Raw genomic sequence first — 13,935 nt, 5'->3', positions numbered from 1 at the left:
CCCGACCAAACCTCCTCATTCACTATAGGTCACTCTTTGGCGACCCTACCGAGCGCGCCAGGTATTGCTGTGTCTCGGGGCGGGCCTCAAGCAAGGTTGGTCCAGCGCCGGAAAACTTTTGCCATCCGCTCCGGCTCCGCGCCTAACTGCGCCATTGCGACGCCACCGTTGACTGATTCGCGATACTCCGCGATCAGACCTTCACGGATGACAAACCGACTCATCCCGTCCATCACGACGTGCTTTCCCTTAAACTGCGGCACTGTCGAGGTGAAGCTTGCCAGCCACCACGCATAGCCCTTAGTGCCGTCAAACACGGGATCGAACATTTCCCAACGATAATTGGTCCCGTCACGGTAACACAGATCCTGCACCAAATGCGCGATACCGGCCCGGCCCGTGTGCGGGCCATACATGAAATCGTGATAGATCGCGTCTTCGGTGAAATGGCTAGCGACCCGTACGCCACCGCCTGACGCCCACGAGAGTGTCAATTCGCCGATCAACGCCGCAAATTCATCGCTGGTCATCTCGCCTCCGTTTCGCCTCCGCTTGTTGCGGGCCGGGCGGCGGATGCGCCCGCTGCCTACCTGTGATGTTCGCTGCTTGCTCAGCTTGCCGCCGAGACAGGCGCAATAGCGATTTCATCTCGCAATTCGCGCCTTAAAATTTTCCCGACGTTAGTCTTAGGAAGCTCGGTTCTGAATTCCACGTGTTTCGGCACCTTGTAGGGTGTCAAATGCGTGGCAGCAAAGCTTGTGATGCTCTGATGCGTTAGGTTGGGATCGGTCCGCACGACGAAAACTTTTACCGCTTCGGTCGATTTCGGATCAGCCACCCCGATGACCGCGCATTCCAGAACCCCCGGATGACTCGAAATCACTTCCTCGACTTCGTTTGGGAAAACATTGAAACCGGAAACAACAATCATGTCCTTCTTCCGATCCACGATCCTCGTGTATCCCTCTGGCGACATGATGCCGATATCGCCTGTGCGGAAAAACCCGTCGCTTGTCATGACCTGTGCGGTTTCCTCAGTGCGATTCCAGTAACCCGCCATCACCTGCGGCCCCTTGCCGCAAATCTCACCTGGCTGGCCGATCGGCACTTCCTTGCCGTCATCGTCTCGGATCGAAACATAAGTCGAGGGAGCCGGCAGCCCGATCGTTCCGGAAAAAATCGCAAGATCTGGCGGCGTCGCCGTCAGGAGAGGAGCCGTTTCTGACAATCCGTATGCTTCGGACAGCACGCAACCCGTCGTAGCGCACCATTTGTCCGCAACAGTTTTCTGGGTCGCCATGCCGCCGCTGATCGAAAGCTTCAGCTCAGAAAAATCGACGTTCTTGAAATCCGGATAATGCAGAAGACCGTTGAACAGAGTGTTCACCGCAGGGAAAATATGGGCCTTGTACTTCTGGAGCTCTTTGACGAAACCGGGAATGTCTCGCGGATTCACAATCAAAAGATTGGTGCCGCCGACGCGAAATGAAAACAAGAAACAGACTGTGAGAGCAAAAATGTGATACAGCGGCAGCGCGCAAACGGTCAAAAGGGGCTCCCCGTGCGCGGGCCGGTCCAGGACAGAAGCCGTCCAGGACTTAATCTGAGCTACGTTGGCGACCATGTTGCGGTGTAGCAACGTCGCGCCCTTCGATACACCCGTCGTGCCGCCGGTGTACTGCAGAAACGCGACGTCATCCGGGGCGATCTCAGGCTTGTCGAGGCCGGCCCTGCGGCCTGCCGACAGCGCCTCGTTGAAAGACACTGCACCCGGCAACGAAAAGGCCGGGACCATCTTCCTGATCTTACGGACGACAAAGTTGACGACGGCACCCTTCAAACCAAGCAAATCGCCCATGCTGGCGACGATGATGTGTTTTACGGCGGTGCGCGCCACCACTTTTTCCAAGGTTGTTGCAAAGTTTTCCAGAACAAGAATGGCTTCCGCGCCGGAATCCTTGAGCTGATGCTCAAGCTCCCGAGGCGTATAGAGCGGATTCACGTTTACGACGATGAAACCCGCACGCAATACTGCCGTCACGGAAACTGGGTTTTGCAGCACGTTTGGCATCATGATCGCAACGCGCGCACCTTTTGCCAGCCCCCTGCTTTGCAGATAAGCACCGATCGCGGCCGACATTTCGTCAAGCTCGCGATAGGTAATCGACTTATCCATGCAGAAGAACGCTTTGCGGTCAGCGAACTTCGCGAAGCTCTCCTCAAACAGCGCGACCAGCGATGAGTACTCATTAGCATCGATATCGGCAGGGACACCTGCCGGATAATGCTGCAGCCAAAAACGCTTCACGTTATTTCCTCCGTCTTGAAAACCCGCTGATACAGGCTTCTTTTTTTTAATCTCCGAAACGAAACCGGATCCGGCCACGATCAGAACGAATGATATGCTATCTGCTTATTCTTCCCGAACCGCTTTCGCCGCGCCACCATTCACCGCATGACTGTCGTTTGCCATACAGGGATAGCGATGGGCTATGACTTGCGGCCGGCCGGACGCCTGCCTCGCTTTGCTTTTTTAAGGTCTGCAGCACTCTCTCGGCACCGCTCAGTCGCCGTCACCAACAACTCCTCGCCGAGATCGCTCGACTTCGGTACTGCCCGGGCCAGCACAAGAGCCCCGACCATGCGGCAAACCAAATCGACTGCGTCGCTGCGGGACGCAGAGTCCTCAGGCATTCGACGCTCAACAGAGACAATCAAGCGTTCGAGTCCCTCGGAGAAAACCTGCTTAATAGCCGGCGTTTGACGTGCAACTTCGGTCGCGAGCGCGGCTGCGGGACAGGTCAATCCCGGCGCATCCTTGGCTTCGTCTGATAAATAAGCCGCGATAAACTCATCCAGACTCTCAATTCCACCCCGCACCTCATCCATAACTCGGAACGAATGATGAAGCGCCTCGGCGACCAGCGCCTCTTTCGATTCGAAATGGTTGTAGAAACCGCCATGTGTAAAGCCCGCGGCCTTCATCAAGTCATTGACGGATATCCCGTCGAAACCCCGCTCGCGAAAAAGCCTCGAGGCTTTGGCGACAACCTTCTCCCGATTTTTCCGAACCTGCGTCTCGGTAATCCGCATAACCCTGTCCCCGACCACTTGCCAATAATGATACATGTCATCAATATTGATTGACAACGCGATTTTTTATAATGACTATCATCATTATAGTGCGAATGCACGGCAGAATTGAGGGGAGCAGAATGCCATTTTGGAAAATTTATCACCCGGTGGGTGCATTCACCGCTGAGGACAAGCGCGAGCTGTCAAAGCGCATAACGGGCCTCTATCGCTCGCTACCGAAATTCTATGTGATAGTCGCATTTCAGGAGATCGCCCCCGAGTCTCTTTATAAAGGTGGCGAGGAAGCCAGAAATTTTGTTCGCATATGGGCCGATCACATCGCAAGGTCTTTTCCGCCTGATCCAAAGATCAAATCCAAGTGGCTGAGTTGGGCTGAAAAAGCGCTTGAGCCTTACATCAAGGACCGCGGCATGGATTGGGAAATCCATTTTGACGAAACGCCTTTCGACCTTTGGCAGGTTCAAGGCATGGCTCCGCCACCTCCAAATTCGGAATACGAAAAGCTTTGGTTCAACGAAAACCGGCCGGTTCCTTACCCCATTCAGGAACCCGCTTAAAACAACGCCACTTCAACCAGACTGAGAATTTGGCGCTGCGCCCATTCGGGTCGGACGGGCGGGCCGGAGGGATAAACATGATGATCGATAACCAACGCTTTGCGGTTGTTACAGGCGCGTCGTCAGGCATCGGCGTTGCGTATGCGGAACGCATGGCGGAACGTGGCTACAACCTGATCCTAGTCGCCCGCCGTCTCAACCGGCTGGAGGAAATTGCCGGGCGGATCAAGCTCAAGACGAACCGCACAGTCGAACTGGTGTCCGCAGACCTGAGCGACGCGAAAGATTTGTCGCGTGTCGAAACTCTGCTGGCCCAGCGAGAGGACATCGACGTTCTGATCAACAATGCCGGCCTGGGCGCGCTTGCACCGACGTTGCAAACCAGTGCGGACGCGCTGGAGAATATGATCAAGGTCAATGTCTTGGCATTGACGCGCTTGTCTCACGCTATCCTGCCGGGGTTGCTGAAGCGCAATCGTGGATCGATCATCAACATTGCATCGATGATCGCCGTGATGCCTTCGCCTATCGGCGGAGGATATTCGGGTTCGAAGGCGTTTGTTCTGAATTTCACCCGGTCGCTGCAATTGGAAGTCGCTAAGACGAACGTCGTGATTCAGGCAGTCCTCCCCGGCCCTGTCCGCACCGAATTTTTCCAAGCGTCGGGTCTAGCGGCGTCTCCCTTCCCCGATGAGATGCTGATGTCCGCGGAGGAGTTGGCAGATACGTCGCTGCGGGCGCTGGATCGCGGCGAGCTTGTCTGCTTTCCATCTCTGGAGAATCTATCGCTCTGGACAGCATTTGAAGAGGCCCGCGTTGCATTGAGCCGCGCGCTGATGAAGTCGGGCCGGCCCGCGGCACGATATTCCGAGGCAGTTCACTGAGCCATCGGGCCAGTCAGAGATGTATCCGTGGCCGTCAAATCCATGCCGCACCCCGCCAGCGGATGCAGCGCCATCGATCTCGCCGACTGTCAAGTCGGCATCCCTGATCGTATTCCAACCCGATAGAGGCAAGCGCTGTGCTTTGGACCGTATACGCCTAAAGCGAACGAGCGAAATCCGCTACTGCGCGGCCGATTTCGTGAGGTGAATCTTCCTGCATGAAATGCAGCCCCTTGACGGTGACCTCTATCTGGTTGGGCCAGGTCCGACAGAATTCACGAGCGGTTCCAGTGAGGATTGCCCCAGGTTCTGCATTGATGAACAGCTTTGGAATCTGACTTTGAGAAAGCCACCGCCCATTATCTTCCACGATTTCTACCATGCTAGCCGGTTCGCCATTAATCGGTAGTTCTCGCGGCCAGCTCAGAGTTGGTCGGCGATCTTCACCCGCCTTTTCAAATGGAGTCCGATAAACGACCATCTCTTCCTCAGTCAAACCGCGCATAACTGAGTTCGGCAAGACGCCTTCGACAAACAAATTCTTTTGAAGGACCATTTCTTCGCCATGCTCGCTTCGGAAACCCTGAAAAACCTTTCGGGCGCTTTCGGGCCATTCTTGCCAGCCAACCGGCTTCACGATCGCTTCCATATAGACGATCCCCTTTACGCGCTCTGGATTGCGGCGAGCCCATTCGAACCCGAGGGCCGATCCCCAATCGTGAAGGACCAGAATCACGTCGTTTCCGATATCTAATTGATCCCACAGCTCGAACAGATACTCACGATGCTCCTGGTAGCCGTAGCGGTCCGGTCCCGAAGTCGCGAGCTTGTCCGAATTGCCCATTCCAATCAGGTCGCAGGCAATCAGACGTCCGAGCCCTCGGCAGTGCGGCATCACATTTCGCCACAGATAGGATGACGTCGGATTACCGTGCTGGAAGACGATCGCGCGCCCTTGGCCATGGTCGTGACAGGCCATTCGCCTGCCGTTTATTTCAATGAACTTCTGTTCACCAAAACTTCTAGCGGAGATAGCGTTATGCTCGTTCATTAGAATTCCCTGATCAGAACTCAAGCGGATAGCAAACCGCTGCGACTTAAGGATGTGGAGATCGTTGCCGCCGCAGGTGCCATTTCGTTCAATGGCACGCGATTTGGCAGCGGTGGGGGCCAATCGTATTGAAACTGACCCGAAGGTACTCGTATCGCCGAAGTCAACTGCCTAACTATTGCAATGTATATCCTCCATCCACCGTGAGTTCGGCGCCGGTCATGAACTTCGAGGCATCGGAGGACAGAAACAAGATAACACTCGCGACGTCGTCAACTTGCCCCCATCGTCCCATCGGAAGGTGCGCCTTGACCATGTCCACGCCAGCTTCGAAGCTCGGGGCCACTCCTTTCTCAACCGCTTGATGCACTGCGCTGGTGCCAAGATCCGTTTCCGTCGGTCCTGGATGGACTGAATTGACGCGGATCTTCCCCGATCGCGAACGGGCCAACTCTACCGCAACAGCCTTCGTCAACAGGCGGACGGCACCCTTCGATGCGGAATAAGCTGAGTGAGTTGGGCCCGCGACCTGGCCCCATATTGATGAAAGATTGATGATCGAACTACCATGCGGTGTGCTCTGCGCCGTTCTCTTCATCAGTGGAACGGCGCACTGCATACCGATGAAGACACCTTCGACGTTGACGGCATGAGTGCGACGAAAATCATCAAGTGTCGTTTCCATAAATGGGCGATTGACCATTATGCCAGCGTTATTGACGAGAATATCCAGTCGACCCTCGTTCTGTTCGACGCTTGCAATGACGCGCTTCCAGTCTTCTTCAGACGTCACATCGTGACGGATTGCTCTCACCCCATTTCCAAGCTGCGTGGCGGCTTTAGTTACACCGGATTCCATGACATCGCTCAGTATAACGCGAGCTCCCGCCTCGTGGAGCCGCTCAGCAGTTCTCCTTCCGATTCCGTTTGCAGCACCGGTGACGAGTGCGACGCGATCATTCAAATCAAAAATCATCTTGAAACATCCTGTACTCCCCGTCCGTCCGCCAAGGCTCTCGCTGAAGCCACGCTCGCTTTTCGGCGCCGTTCGACTCAATTTTCTTAGCTTCGCACCAAACTTCGACTGCCCTTCCGATCACCACTAACGTCCACGGTCGCGCATTGGAGTAAGCACATCGTCGAAATCTCCAAGCTCGGGAAATTTAAGAGTAGGTTGGCGGTCGAGTTCACGCACATAGACCCGCAGATCTTGCAGCTGTGCCTGCCTGTCTTGGTGCGTAATGTATGGAACATGATGGGCGACAAATGGCTTGTGTACGGTTAGTCCGACATAACCCAACGTCCCCTGAAAGAAATGACGCATCATCCCAGTCTCGAGATCTCCATGGAGGGCATCGGGTCCGAACATATTTCGGCGTCCGCCGAGAGCCATCGCGGTGAACGTTCTCTTACCCCTGAGACCACCCAGATCGTAAAACTCGCGGTTGCCGCTATGCATCGGCCCGCACAGCAAGACACGATCGATCCAGCCTTTAAGAATGGCCGGAACGCTGAACCAGAATATTGGAAAAGTGAAGACGATGAGGTCCGCCGCCAGCACATTTTCTACTTCGCGGGCGACATCGGAAGCCAAAGTCGAAGTCGCGTAGCCGTGGCGCTGCTCGATCGTGTATACCAAATAATCGGGTCGCTTTCTTGAAGTGAAATCGTTGCCGGAGAGAACAGGGTTGAAATCGTCGTGATAGAGATCGCAAATGGTGACAGTCGCACCTGCGGCTCTCAGTTCGTCGATAACAACATCTCGCATCGCGCTCACAAAGGAGGTCGGCTCTGGGTGAGCATGAACCAAATGAACACGCATATCTAATCCTTCACTTCTGTAGCGAGATCTGTCGCACCACTAATCGAGCTCTATGATCTTCCGTTTTCGTTAAAACGAATAAGGTCAATCTCCTTGCTCGGCTTACCGCCAACCCTTAGCACTCAGCTCGAGAACGATTTCCGGTCAACGACAATCGCAGCATAACGACGGCACCGCCTAGGCGGGCTAACCACGCTTCGCCTTGTCCTTCTCGTTCTGAGCAATGATACCGTCCCGCGCTGCGGTCCAATCTGAATCCGTCCAGTCACGCGCTTCGTAAAAATTGCCGCCCATCGCCAGCGCTTGTGCACCATCCATCGCGATGGTTTCGCCGTTGATCCAGTCGCAGCCACCGGAGATCAGAAAGGTCGCGAGATTTTGCATCTCGCTCAGCTGTCCGACGCGACCCATCGGGTTCACAGCGACGCTTTTCGCTCCGGCATCGTCGCCCGGCTTGATGCGCTTGCTCATGCCCTCAGTCGGAATTTCTCCCGGCGCGATGGCGTTGAGACGGATTCCGTAGCGACCCCATTCCGTGGCCAGCGACATGGTCATGGCGTGAACTGCCGACTTGCTCATCGTGGACGGAACCACGAATGGTCCGCCATTGCGTATCCAGGTAACGGTGACGGATACGACGTTGCCGCGATGCCCCCCGGCGATCCAGCGTTTGCCGACAGCGTGGGTCACGTAGAACGTGCCGTGCATCACGATATTGGCGATGGCATCGAACCCACGCGTTGTAACGTCCTGCGTGCGGGAGATAAAATTGCCCGCGGCGTTGTTGATGAGATCCGTCAGCGGAGCTTCCTTGAAGACGGCCTCGACCATAGCGTCCACCGCCGCAGCATCGCGGATATCCACGCCATGGGCGGTGACCTTGCCGCCGTGAAGCTTCATCAACTCAGCTGCGGTCTCGTCGCAAACAATTTTGCGGCGGCCGCAAATGTGGATGTCCGCGCCGAGGCTAAGGAATTTCGCCGCCATGGCCTTGCCGAGGCCGGTGCCACCCCCCGTCACCAAAATGTTGCGGCCCGCGAGTAGCTTATCCTTAAACATAGGTTTCCTTTTGCTACTAGTTGCAAAAAGACCATAATTTATGAATTCTCATTTTGCAACTAGTTGCATAATAGATTGGTAGATAAATTCGCTCGCCTACACCCGGCGATGTTGGAGCATTTCAGGTGCAGCGCCGGCTGCACCATCAAGAAGTTTGCCTAAATCGACATTCGTTTTTACAAATGTCCTTCTCGTTAAGCTGGCGTTTCCGCTTTCGTCTCCCAGACAGCGCAACAGTAGAGCCTACTCTTTGATAGGAGATCACGATTCCACCCCCCGAGACGGGCTTCCGCTGAAACCATTTGCCACATGGTTGTTGGGTCCCGCTTTGTCCGCTGGACAGCTCGACGAGAAGCTTGGATAGAAGATCAGAACTGGTGCCCGCTGATATCGCGATGTTTACTGAAGCATCAGCACAGCCCCTGCCGCTTCCCGCGCACAATCGAGCGCTCGCGTCATTGGAAGCTTATCTACCCGATGGATAAAGTGATGCCGCGCGGATCAAACACATGACGCGGCCATGATGCTAGCGAGAAGTGGGCTGAACCATAAGGTCAGCGACCTTTCAGGATTGAAATTGCCTCCTCGCAGAAGGCAATGCGCTGGGTCTCGAAGTCGATTCCCGCCTTCAGCACGAAATGGCGAAGTTGTTCATCCACCCTCGCCGTCTTTTGCGAGAAATCCTTAGCCTCAATTTCCCGGTAGACGTTGAGCTTTTCGCGGTGTTGTTCGGCGAGACACGCCAGCTCTTCGATTAAGCGTGTGGGGCCTATGACGGCTTCCGCCCGGAGCCGAACCATTAGTTCGTCGCGAACCGGAGACGGGGCCGGCCGCTCCACAAGCCAGCGCCGCAGTTCCTTCACTCCTTTCGGTAGCACACGATAGGTCTTCTTTCCTCCCCGCGCACCACCGACGGGAGAGCCATGAACAAAGCCGGCCCCTTCGAGACGGGCAAGCTCTCGATAGATCTGTTGATGGCTCGCTTGCCAAAAGTAGCCGATGGAATGGTCGAAACGCTCGGCCAGTTCAGATCCGGAACACGATCGCTCGATCAAGGCAGTCAACAATGCGTGGGGCAAAGACATCGAGGAAGAATCTCAACATGGAAGTAACGCTTGTCGCATCAGTTATAGATGAACTCAACGGCGAATTGGACGCCGATTACGGCCAGCGTCTCCTCTCAAACGTTTCCGTCTTGACCGTTGGCCACCGATCGGCTCGCCGATAACGCTCTTTCGGCCTTCGAGACCGTTCTCGATGAGGTATATGCTTCGGAGGTCCGCGCGCTGCTCGTCAGCCGCCGACAGCGCGGAATTCCGAGCCAGTAGTAGACCCACGGCCCCAAGAACATTCTGAGCAAGGTCGCCTTCCGCGGAGCCTCGCAGGAACGTCCCATGCATGTTAACGCACACCTTGAGCGCTGGCTTGCAATGGAAGTCGGCGAAGTTTGCTCGTTCCAGCGCAATCTATAAAAACTGCGACCGTCGCTCTTTCTTGCGTCGGGTCTAACTCGTAGTCTGCCGGAAATCTATACTCAAGCTAACAGAGAAGGTATCTTGAGTAACAGGGCATTTGCATCGACAGCAGGAAGTTCCGCGCTCCAACAGAGCGCGCAGATAAATAGTCGGCGAGACCGCTTTTTTGCTCGCTCATACAATATCCGATATCGCTCATTGCGCAGATACTAAATGCGTTAAGCGCCATCGAATGAGATCGTCCGCACCGGGACCTTCCTGCGGCAGGACATCAGCGATCCTGACACGATGTCCTGTCTCCGACTCAATAAGCGCAAGTTTCACTACACGGCCAGTTTTTCGATTGACGAATTTGAGCGGCGGTCCGGCTTTGCCCGACACAGCCCATTTATCGCCGACTTGTGCCAGCGCCAACGGCAGAACAATAGTATCCCATCCCTTCCGGGTCAGGACGTACTCGTAACGCTTCGGGTTGTCCTGGTACCGCCGCCGCTCGATCAGTTCATATTCTTCGAGATGTTTTAACCGATCGGACAACGTCGCGTTTGTCACTCCGGTTGATCGGCGCAGGTCCTGATACTTGCTCAGACCAAAAGACAGGTCGCGCAAGATCAGCACGGCCCATCGATCGCCCATAGCCTCAAGTACTCCGGCCATCGAACAGGCCATTCCATCAAAACTTTTCGATCGCATAAAACATTAGCCTCCGACAGAATCATCTTATCATCAGAGTTACTCTCCATCCAGTTTGTCGGACGGGGTGCGAGCGCGAATTGACAAGACTGACGGCTAAAGTTGTTGAATTCGAGTTTCAAACTGCCAGCACGTTGAGATCGCGTTCCATAACTGCTTTCCACGGAAATGGACTCGCACATAACTTCGGAACTCCAACGCTTCGTATTGTCACCTGCACCGGCCCAGAACTCGGTCAACCTTCTAGATACATTCGCATCAGATCTTTATTAGATCTCAGTTCGGATGCCAATCCTTCAAGTAGCACACGCCCGCGCTGCATCACATAAGCCCGATCAGAGATGTTGAGCCCGAGCGCCGCGTTTTGTTCGGCGATCAGCACGGTCACACCCGATTTCCGCGCCAACTGAACCAAACGCTCCGCGATCTCGTCGACAATGCGTGGCGCCAGGCCGAGGGATGGCTCGTCCAGAACGAGCAGACGGGGCGAACTCATCAATGCTCGCCCGATCGCCAGCATCTGCTGTTCGCCTCCGCTCAGGGTCCCGGCGATCTGATGAAACCGGTCGCCAAGCCTCGGAAACATCGCGACGACGTGGTCAACCGCAGACTGTAACGATGACAGGCGCAGCTCCGGTTTGGCAAAAGCACCAAGCTCGATGTTCTCGCGAACAGTCATCTCGGAAAAAATGCCGCGCCCTTCGATCACCAGCGCAAGGCCGCGCCGGACCCGCTCAGCCGCATCCAATTGGCAAACATCCTCCCCGGCAAAGCTGATGTCGCCCTTCGCTGGCTGAACAAGCCCGGCGATCGCATTCACCGCGCTGGATTTCCCCGCGCCGTTCGCACCGATCAGAACGACGATCTCACCTGCACTGACGTGAAGATCGAGATGTTCCACCGCGAGGATTGTCCCGTAGCGAACCTGAAGCCCCCGCACCTCAAGCATGAACATCGCTTCTCTCGCCGAGGTAAGCGCGCCGGACATCGGCATCGGCGATCACCTTTGCCGGCGCTCCATCCAAAATCGGACCGCCGCTGTTCAACACCAGAATGCTGTCGGAAAGCGGAATGACGAGGCTCATGATGTGATCGACCAGAACGATGGCACAGCCTTTCTCTTTTTGCTCGCGTAGCAAGCCAGCCAATTGTTCAATTTCCGCAGACGACAGACCGGCACCAGGCTCATCCAGCAACAGAAGAGCCGGGCTTGCCGCCAAAGCTGTGCCGATTTCGATCAGCTTGCGCTCGTACTGGTTTGTTTCTCCGGGAAAAGCGTGGGCGACGTGCGTCAGAGCGAGCTGATGCAGGACCCTGCTTGCCTCAGCCGCATATCGGCCACCGAGAACCGAAGCTCCCAGCACCATATTTTCATAGACCGTCAGCGTCGGGATCAGCCGGGCATGCTGGAATGTGCGCCCCAGCCCGAGACGCGCGCGACGATAAGCCGGTGCCTGCTCGACAGAATATCCGCCGAGTTTGATCATACCGCTATCTGCGGCGATTGCCCCGGAGATCAGCGCAAGCGCAGTCGATTTCCCTGCCCCGTTCGGTCCGATGATCGATTTGATCTCCCCCGCGCGCACGTCAAAACTCAATCCCTTGACCGCTTGCACACCGCCAAATGCCTTTTCGATATCCCTGACCGCCAGAACCGTCTTGTCGCTCGATATCGATGGCGGCCCGGCCGGCGCTTCACTAGGCGAGAAGAACGAGCGTCTCCGCACAAATCCGGCCAATCCGCTGGGTGCGAACAGCATGATGATGGCGAGGATCGATCCAAAGATCACCGGCTGCCAGGTCGCGGCCTCGCGCAGCAACTCCGGCATCCAGCCCAGCAGGACGACACCGAGGATACCGCCCCAGATGCGTCCCATCCCGCCCACGACCAGCATAATGACCAGTGTCAGGGAATAGTTGAGGCCGAACGTATCGGGCGCCACGAATTGAACGTTGTGAACGTACAGGCTTCCGCTCAGTGCTGCGATGGTCGCGCTTGCGACGAACACCATGACCTTGAGCGAGGTGACGTTGATCCCGCGCGCGGAAGCTGCCGTTTCATCGGCATGGATCGCCCGCAGCTTCAGGCCAAGACGCGAATTGGCGAGATTCCACACGACCAGAAGTACGACGGCGACAACACCAAGCACGAGATAGTAATACACCAAGGGATCGCGCAGGATGTAACCGCCGATCTTGAGCCGCGGAATCGAGATGATCCCTGAGGAACCGCCGCTCCATTGCGACGTCACGCGAATGGCCGCATCGAACATCACCGGGAAACCCAGCGTCGCCATCGCCAGATAGTAACCGCGCAGGCGAAGCGTCGGTACCGCGACGATCGCGGCCAAGAGAGCTGCGGCAAGCATACCGACGGGCATCGCCGTCCAGCCGGAAACACCAGCCTTGGTCGTAAGGAGGCCGGACGCATAAGCGCCAATCGCGACAAAGATGCCATGGCCGAGGGAAAGCTGTCCGGCATATCCGAGCAGAAGGTCCAGTCCCACAACCACAAGGATGTTGAGAAGCAGGAACGTCCACACGCCCAGGACATAAGGATCCTGCGAAACAAGCGGAACGATCGCAAATGAAGCAAGAATGCCCAGCATGGGCCCCTGCCTCATCGATATAGCCGGCATGAGAGATCGCAGCATCATCGGGCCGATCCCGGCTCGGCGCGGCCGAACAGGCCCTGCGGCCGGACGAGAAGGATCACCAGAAGCGTGAGGAACGCGTATGCATTCTGCAAATCAGAAGATATCAGGCCGACGCCCAGCCCTTCCAGCAAACCCAGCACGAGCCCGCCGATCACGGCACCGAACGGATTGGCCAAGCCGCCGACAATTGCGGCCGTAAAGCCCTTGATAGCGAGAATGACGCCGTTGTCGTAAGACATCATCTGCGAGGGTGTGATCAGCATTCCGGCGAGACCGCCGATGGCGGCGCTGGCCAAATAGGCCAGCAACACCATGCGCCGCGGACGGATGCCGACCGTCCGGGCCGCGCGGCTGTCATTGGCGCATGCACGCATGGCCTTCCCGATCATGGAGCGGAACAGGAAGACCCATAACGCGACGCAGACAAGGGCGGTCATGACCAGAATGGTGATCGTTGCGTAGTTGACGCTCGCACCGAACACCTTGATCGCACCTTGCGGATACAGCGCATACGTCTTGTAGTCTGTTCCCCATATCTGATGGGCGAGGCCTTGCAGCGCGATCGCGACGCCGATCGTGGTCATGATGTAAGTCAGTTCATTGCTGCCTTTGCGCGCGGTCGACAGCAGTCCCTGCAATGC

General features: G+C 56.2%; 14 protein-coding genes. 2 read left to right on the top strand and 12 right to left on the bottom strand.

The window, feature by feature from the left end; translation table 11 throughout:
• Window positions 1-86 precede the first annotated feature (86 nt).
• The 3 genes from I554_RS25585 to I554_RS0113185 all read right to left on the bottom strand — a co-directional run bounded on the left by I554_RS25585 (window position 87) and on the right by I554_RS0113185 (window position 3,150).
• Window positions 87-530 (bottom strand): nuclear transport factor 2 family protein, encoded by a 444-nt coding sequence (locus I554_RS25585; RefSeq protein ID WP_343205826.1) that lies wholly within the window; start codon window positions 528-530, stop codon window positions 87-89.
• A gap of 80 nt (window positions 531-610) precedes the next feature.
• The gene (locus I554_RS0113190) at window positions 611-2,308 is read right to left on the bottom strand and encodes a long-chain-fatty-acid--CoA ligase (RefSeq protein ID WP_024576602.1); all 1,698 of its coding nucleotides are present in this window, start codon (window positions 2,306-2,308) and stop codon (window positions 611-613) included.
• Window positions 2,309-2,490: 182 nt separating this feature from the next.
• Window positions 2,491-3,150, bottom strand: coding sequence for a TetR/AcrR family transcriptional regulator (locus tag I554_RS0113185; RefSeq protein ID WP_051373161.1), 660 nt, complete (start codon window positions 3,148-3,150; stop codon window positions 2,491-2,493).
• Between the two features lie 65 nt (window positions 3,151-3,215).
• On the opposite strand from I554_RS0113185, the gene I554_RS0113180 reads away from it, so the two are divergent.
• Together I554_RS0113180 and I554_RS0113175 are read left to right on the top strand one after the other, a co-directional pair.
• On the top strand, window positions 3,216-3,653 hold the full coding sequence (locus I554_RS0113180; RefSeq protein WP_024576604.1) for a tautomerase family protein: 438 nt from the start codon (window positions 3,216-3,218) through the stop codon (window positions 3,651-3,653).
• 29 nt (window positions 3,654-3,682) lie between these two features.
• A complete protein-coding gene (locus I554_RS0113175) occupies window positions 3,683-4,537 on the top strand; it encodes an SDR family oxidoreductase (RefSeq protein ID WP_244432748.1) in 855 nt (284 codons plus the stop codon).
• Window positions 4,538-4,694: 157 nt separating this feature from the next.
• Here I554_RS0113175 and I554_RS0113170 read toward each other — a convergent pair whose 3' ends face one another.
• The 9 genes from I554_RS0113170 to I554_RS0113125 all read right to left on the bottom strand — a co-directional run.
• Complete coding sequence (locus I554_RS0113170) at window positions 4,695-5,588, bottom strand: haloalkane dehalogenase (RefSeq protein ID WP_024576606.1); 894 nt, start codon at window positions 5,586-5,588, stop codon at window positions 4,695-4,697.
• A 175-nt stretch (window positions 5,589-5,763) separates the two neighbouring features.
• The gene (locus I554_RS0113165; RefSeq protein ID WP_024576607.1) at window positions 5,764-6,564 is read right to left on the bottom strand and encodes a glucose 1-dehydrogenase; all 801 of its coding nucleotides are present in this window, start codon (window positions 6,562-6,564) and stop codon (window positions 5,764-5,766) included.
• Window positions 6,565-6,690: 126 nt separating this feature from the next.
• Window positions 6,691-7,410: an NAD(P)H-dependent oxidoreductase gene (locus tag I554_RS0113160; RefSeq protein ID WP_024576608.1), complete on the bottom strand. Its 720-nt coding sequence runs from the start codon at window positions 7,408-7,410 to the stop codon at window positions 6,691-6,693.
• A 186-nt stretch (window positions 7,411-7,596) separates the two neighbouring features.
• Complete coding sequence (locus I554_RS0113155) at window positions 7,597-8,469, bottom strand: SDR family oxidoreductase (RefSeq protein ID WP_024576609.1); 873 nt, start codon at window positions 8,467-8,469, stop codon at window positions 7,597-7,599.
• 554 nt (window positions 8,470-9,023) lie between these two features.
• Window positions 9,024-9,554 carry a PadR family transcriptional regulator gene (locus I554_RS0113150; RefSeq protein WP_024576610.1) on the bottom strand — a complete coding sequence of 177 codons (531 nt, stop codon included), beginning with the start codon at window positions 9,552-9,554 and terminating at the stop codon, window positions 9,024-9,026.
• Window positions 9,555-10,139: 585 nt separating this feature from the next.
• Window positions 10,140-10,637: a helix-turn-helix domain-containing protein gene (locus I554_RS0113140; protein WP_024576611.1), complete on the bottom strand. Its 498-nt coding sequence runs from the start codon at window positions 10,635-10,637 to the stop codon at window positions 10,140-10,142.
• A gap of 235 nt (window positions 10,638-10,872) precedes the next feature.
• Window positions 10,873-11,586 carry an ABC transporter ATP-binding protein gene (locus I554_RS0113135; RefSeq protein WP_081710788.1) on the bottom strand — a complete coding sequence of 238 codons (714 nt, stop codon included), beginning with the start codon at window positions 11,584-11,586 and terminating at the stop codon, window positions 10,873-10,875.
• Window positions 11,579-13,246, bottom strand: a complete 1,668-nt coding sequence (locus I554_RS0113130; RefSeq protein ID WP_024576613.1) for an ATP-binding cassette domain-containing protein — start codon at window positions 13,244-13,246, stop codon at window positions 11,579-11,581. The genes I554_RS0113135 and I554_RS0113130 overlap by 8 nt, the downstream gene beginning before the upstream one ends.
• A 44-nt stretch (window positions 13,247-13,290) precedes the next feature.
• The coding region (locus tag I554_RS0113125; protein ID WP_024578179.1) for a branched-chain amino acid ABC transporter permease at window positions 13,291-13,935 on the bottom strand (645 nt) is incomplete at its 5' end.

This window comes from Afipia sp. OHSU_II-C1, assembly GCF_000497575.1.
Classification (GTDB): Bacteria; Pseudomonadota; Alphaproteobacteria; order Rhizobiales; family Xanthobacteraceae; genus Afipia.
Note: the sequence above shows the minus strand (reverse complement) of the source record. Positions and strands in the feature narration are given on the sequence as shown.

Excerpts from the sequence above, each read along its gene's own strand:
- I554_RS0113140 (WP_024576611.1), bottom strand. The coding sequence starts at position 10,637 with ATGCGATCGAAAAGTTTTGATGGAATGGCCTGTTCGATGGCCGGAGTA.
- I554_RS0113135 (WP_081710788.1), bottom strand. The coding sequence starts at position 11,586 with ATGCTTGAGGTGCGGGGGCTTCAGGTTCGCTACGGGACAATCCTCGCG.
- I554_RS0113170 (WP_024576606.1), bottom strand. The coding sequence starts at position 5,588 with ATGAACGAGCATAACGCTATCTCCGCTAGAAGTTTTGGTGAACAGAAG.
- I554_RS0113150 (WP_024576610.1), bottom strand. The coding sequence starts at position 9,554 with ATGTCTTTGCCCCACGCATTGTTGACTGCCTTGATCGAGCGATCGTGT.
- I554_RS0113160 (WP_024576608.1), bottom strand. The coding sequence starts at position 7,410 with ATGCGTGTTCATTTGGTTCATGCTCACCCAGAGCCGACCTCCTTTGTG.
- I554_RS0113130 (WP_024576613.1), bottom strand. The coding sequence starts at position 13,246 with ATGCTGGGCATTCTTGCTTCATTTGCGATCGTTCCGCTTGTTTCGCAG.
- I554_RS25585 (WP_343205826.1), bottom strand. The coding sequence starts at position 530 with ATGACCAGCGATGAATTTGCGGCGTTGATCGGCGAATTGACACTCTCG.
- I554_RS0113155 (WP_024576609.1), bottom strand. The coding sequence starts at position 8,469 with ATGTTTAAGGATAAGCTACTCGCGGGCCGCAACATTTTGGTGACGGGG.
- I554_RS0113165 (WP_024576607.1), bottom strand. The coding sequence starts at position 6,564 with ATGATTTTTGATTTGAATGATCGCGTCGCACTCGTCACCGGTGCTGCA.
- I554_RS0113180 (WP_024576604.1), top strand. The coding sequence starts at position 3,216 with ATGCCATTTTGGAAAATTTATCACCCGGTGGGTGCATTCACCGCTGAG.